This window comes from Rudaea sp. (genome assembly GCF_036383415.1).
Lineage (GTDB): Bacteria > Pseudomonadota > Gammaproteobacteria > Xanthomonadales > Rhodanobacteraceae > Rudaea.
The window spans coordinates 1-3,776 of sequence record NZ_DASVOK010000473.1 but is presented as its reverse complement, the minus strand read 5'-3'; the positions used below and the strand labels follow the sequence as shown (position 1 = coordinate 3,776).

The window sequence follows — 3,776 nt, the reverse complement described above, 5'->3', positions numbered from 1 at the left end:
CGCCGATGATGCGTGCAGCTTGTGCATCCGCCGCATCGTCGTAGGCGGGCACCAGCACGGCGCCGTCGACGATCAGATAATTGGCGTAGGACGCGGCGAGGCGGCGACCGTCGTCCAGCATCGGTTTCGCCCACGGTAGCGCGTGCAGGCGGTACGGACGGCCGTCGATCGTGCGCAGCGCGGCGAGTTCCTCGCCCATCCGCGCGAGTTCGTCGTAGTGCGCGTCGCTTGCATCGTCACAGGACTGGAACACGATCGCATCGTCCGGCGCGAAGCGCGCGAGCGTGTCGATGTGTGCGTCGGTGTCGTCGCCTTGCAGATAGCCGTGCTCAAGCCAGAGCACTCGCTGCGCACCGAGCTTGTCGCGCAAAAGCTGCGACATTTCCTCGCGGCTCTGTTCCGGGTGGCGCTGATGCAGGCAGCGCCAGGTGGTGAGGATGGTGCCTTTGCCGTCGGATTCGATCGCGCCGCCCTCGAGTGCCCAGTCGACGCGCAGGTGCCCGGCCGGCGCGAACACGTCGCGCACGATCAGGTTGCCGATCAGCGCATCGTCACGGCTCGCGCCGAACTTGCCACCCCAGCCGGTGAAGCGAAAATCGGTCAGGCGAAAATTCTTGCCATCGACGAGCGTGATCGGTCCGGAATCGCGCAACCAGGTGTCGTCGTACTCGATGGTGACAAAATGGATTTTTTCGCCTTGCGCACCGGCGCTGAGCAAGGCCTGCTCGGCGCGTTCGCGCACGGCCGTGTTGGCGATGCAAAGCACGACGCGCTCGAGCCGCGAAATCGCCGCGATCAGCGCGGCGCAGGTCGCTTCTACGCGTTCGAGCCGCGGCGCCCAGTCGGTATCGGCGTGGGGCCAGGCGAGCAACACGCCGTCCTGCGGTTCCCACTCCGCGGGCAGGCGGAAAGCGGAAGACGTCATCGGCTGCGCACGGCGTTCTTCGGGCCGATCTCTTCGGGAGAGGCGCGGTTGACCACGGCGTCGATCACGCGATCGCGTTCGAAGTAGACCGTATAGTCGGCGTAGACCCAGCGGTTGATTGTCGGGTGCCAACGCGAGTCGCCGCCGGCCGGGCTGAGCTTGTTCGTCGGCGCGCCGTATTGCCTCTCGACCTGAGCCATCGACAGGCCGCGCGCGGGCAGAACATGGCTGCGCTCCTGGTTCACGCGTTCGATCAACAGGGTATCGGCACGCGCGGCGTCGACAGCACCGGCGCAGACCAGAACGGAGGCGAGAATCAGGGAAGAACGGTGCAGGGACATGGCGCAATGCTCCAGACGGGGTGATTCATGTGGCCGATGGTGCCAAGCCGCCTTGACCGTTGCAAGGTCGCGGCGACCACCATGGCTTCAGTCTGCGCAGGCCGTCCCGGAAAATGCGAAGGCCGCCCCGGAGGCGGCCTTCGCAGTGACGATCAGCGGGCGTGCCGCCGAGCGACCGGCTCAGCGCTGACGCGCCTTGAAACGCGGGTTGCTCTTGCAGATCACGAACACTTTGCCGCGGCGACGCACGACCTTGCAGTCGCGATGACGCTGTTTGGCGGATTTGAGAGACGAGAGGACTTTCATTGGAATTTCCGTATATCAGGGCAGTACGAACAAATGCAGCCGCTTATTCTAGCCGAAGTCTGGTCAATTCGTACAGCCTTGTTCACAAATTTTGCATAAGCATCTATACTTTTTTCGTGAATGTATATTATGTCAAATACTCGAGCTCCCCTGCCGCGCGTCTCGTGCACGTGGCGCAAAACGAAGCGCACCGATAACGTCCTGCTTTCCGCTGATCTTTGCCGGCTCGCCGCCAGACGCCGCCAGCGCATGCAATTCGTGTTGTCGGCCTGCATGACCTTGATCCCGATCTCGCTCAAGATGCGAGCGCGCTCTTCCGCTGCGCAAAAATCTCGCGCAACAGCTTCTTGTCTATCTTGCCGACGCTCGTGCGCGGCAGCGCGTCGATCAGAATGACCTCGTCGGGCAGCGCGTAGCGGCTGATCTCGCCCTTCTCGACGTGCAACTGCAGATGTGCGTGCAGCGTGGCCAGATCGACGACCGCGTTCTTCTTCGGCACGACGAACGCAACGGGCCGCTCGCCCCAGCGCGCGTCAGGTACGCCGATGAACGAGGCCATGGCGACGTCGGGATGACGCATTGCGAGATCTTCCATCTCGCAAGAGGAGATCCATTCGCCGCCGGTCTTGATCACGTCCTTGAGGCGATCGCGGATCACCATGCGGCCATCGCCCGACACGGTAGCGACATCCTGCGTGTGCAGCCAACCACCCCGCCACAGCGTGCGCGTGGCATTTGCGTCGTTGGCGTACGATGCGGTCAGCCACGGTGCGCGCGCGAGCAGCTCACCCTGCGTGGCACCGTCTGCCGGAACGGGCTGCATTACCTCGTCTAAGACACGCAACTGCACGAGCGGTATCGCATGCCCCGCACTGCACAGTTCGGTCTCGCGCAATTCGCCATTCGGCAACCACGAGTTTGCGAGCGTCAGCACCGGGCAGGTTTCCGACATACCGTAGCCGGTGAAGACATGGATGCCCTTCTCCCTCGCGGCGCGCAGCAATGCGCGAGGAACGATCGAACCGCCGACGATGATACGCCAACCGCCCACCACTTCGTCTTCGGGGCGAAAGGCATCGAGCAACATCTGCAGGATCGTGGGCACGCAATGCGAGAAGGTCACGCGTTCGGCGCGGCGCAGCGCGAGCAGGCGCGCTGGTTCATATTTTCCCGGATAGACCTGCTTGAGCCCGAGCATGGTCGCCACGTAGGGAACGCCCCAAGCATGCACATGAAACATCGGCGTCATCGGCATATAGACGTCGCTGCGATCGATGCCGAGATCCGAAGGCTGCGTGCCGAGCGCCAGTGCAAACGAAAGCGTATGCAGAACGAGTTGGCGATGGGTGAAGGCGACCGCCTTCGGCTGCCCCGTCGTGCCGGTCGTGTGGAACATCGTCGCGAGTGCGTTCTCGTCGATTTCTTGGAATGGAAATTCATCGTCCGCCGCGGCGAGCAGGGATTCGTATTCACCGGTGACGGCGATGTGCGGCTCGGTCGCAACGCCGTCCTGCAGCTGCACGAAGTTCCGCAAGCCCGGAATGCGCTGCGTGAGCTGCTCCACGAGCGGAGCGAAGTCGGCATGGAAGAGCAGTGTCTTCGCCTGTGTGTCCTCAAGCGTATAGACGATCTGCTCCGGGGATAGGCGCACGTTGACCGTCTGCAGGATCGCGCCAAGCATCGGTATCGCGAAATAGCATTCCTGGTAGCGATGGCTGTCCCAGTCCATGACGGCGACAACGTCGCCGCTGTCGACGCCAAGTGACCTCAGGACGTGCGCGAGCCTGTGCACACGTCGCCCTAGCTCCGCGTACGAGTGCCGTCGCCCATCGCTGCCGACGATCTCATTGCCGCTTCGGCAATCGAGCGCGCTGCGCAGCAACTGGCCGATATGCAGCGAATACCGATACGTTTCGCTCCCCGCAAGCGCATAACGCAGTGCCATGGTTTCTCCCCGCCGGTGCCTATGCCGGACCGCAATTCCCGTCCCACGACGAAAGAAGACGTGTGCCTTCAGTTCTACGAAATTCCCAGCACTTTGCGATTGAATGCGTGGTCCGCGTTGCGCCCGGCGAAATCGTCGAAGGCGTGTTCGGTGACATGGATGATATGCCTGGCGACGAACGGCGCGCCTTCGCGCGCGCCGTCCTCGGGATGCTTCAGCGCGCACTCCCATTCCACGACCGCCCAGCCCGGATAATCGT

4 protein-coding genes and 1 pseudogene are annotated in these 3,776 nt (G+C 63.2%); all 5 read right to left on the bottom strand.

The features are described from left to right. Positions 1-925, bottom strand: a 925-nt coding sequence (locus VF497_RS17180; protein ID WP_330891028.1) for an agmatine deiminase family protein, incomplete at its 3' end; no start/stop codon positions are given. Continuing rightward, complete coding sequence (locus tag VF497_RS17175) at positions 922-1,266, bottom strand: hypothetical protein (protein ID WP_330891026.1); 345 nt, start codon at positions 1,264-1,266, stop codon at positions 922-924. The genes VF497_RS17180 and VF497_RS17175, both read right to left, overlap by 4 nt. 180 nt (positions 1,267-1,446) lie before the next feature. Next, the gene (ykgO, locus tag VF497_RS17170) at positions 1,447-1,572 is read right to left on the bottom strand and encodes a type B 50S ribosomal protein L36 (RefSeq protein ID WP_008215056.1); all 126 of its coding nucleotides are present in this window, start codon (positions 1,570-1,572) and stop codon (positions 1,447-1,449) included. 295 nt (positions 1,573-1,867) lie between these two features. Next, positions 1,868-3,517, bottom strand: a complete 1,650-nt coding sequence (locus VF497_RS17165; RefSeq protein WP_330890995.1) for a fatty acid--CoA ligase — start codon at positions 3,515-3,517, stop codon at positions 1,868-1,870. Positions 3,518-3,591: 74 nt separating this feature from the next. Further along, positions 3,592-3,776, bottom strand: a pseudogene (locus tag VF497_RS17160) (sugar phosphate isomerase/epimerase); the annotation flags it as partial.

Bases quoted from the DNA above. Each gene is read 5' to 3' on its own strand.
- VF497_RS17175 (WP_330891026.1), bottom strand. From the start codon at position 1,266: ATGTCCCTGCACCGTTCTTCCCTGATTCTCGCCTCCGTTCTGGTCTGC.
- ykgO (WP_008215056.1), bottom strand. From the start codon at position 1,572: ATGAAAGTCCTCTCGTCTCTCAAATCCGCCAAACAGCGTCATCGCGAC.
- VF497_RS17165 (WP_330890995.1), bottom strand. From the start codon at position 3,517: ATGGCACTGCGTTATGCGCTTGCGGGGAGCGAAACGTATCGGTATTCG.